The sequence below is a fragment of the Arthrobacter humicola genome, assembly GCF_022803015.1.
Classification (GTDB): domain Bacteria; phylum Actinomycetota; class Actinomycetes; order Actinomycetales; family Micrococcaceae; genus Arthrobacter; species Arthrobacter humicola_A.
This window is the reverse complement of the sequence record NZ_JAFKON010000053.1, coordinates 1-402: the sequence shown is the minus strand read 5'-3', so window position 1 is coordinate 402 and position 402 is coordinate 1. Positions and strand designations below refer to the sequence as shown.

1 pseudogene is annotated in these 402 nt (G+C 73.6%); it reads right to left on the bottom strand.

The features are described 5' to 3' along the window. Positions 1-163: 163 nt before the first annotated feature. Positions 164-402 (bottom strand): annotated as a pseudogene (locus tag ARTB_RS21415) (DeoR/GlpR family DNA-binding transcription regulator); the annotation flags it as partial.

Below are 402 nucleotides of genomic sequence, written 5' to 3'. Positions count from 1 at the left end.
ACCGACGGCACACGCATGTCGCCCTTGGGCGTGGGCGGCGGGGGCGGCTCGTCGCGCGGCGGGACGTCGGTGGCCGGTTCGAGCGAATCGGGGAGGTCGTCGTCTGCCATGGCCCGATCCTCGCAGGTCCTCCGGCGATCCGGGGTTGCCTTGACGCTGCGGCTCAGGCGCGGACGACCCGGATACCGGCCGCCGTGATCGCCTGCGCGGCCATCTCGGGCAGGGCTCCGTCGGTGATGACCTCGGCGAGCTCCGCGAGACGCAGGGCGCGGTACTTGGCGAAGCGGCCGTACTTCGAGCTGTCGGCGACGAGTACCGCGCGCTCCGCGGCATCGACGGCGGCCCGCTTGGCCTCGACCTTCGCCTCGACCGGTGTGGTGACGCCGTGGCCGAGGTCCCAGG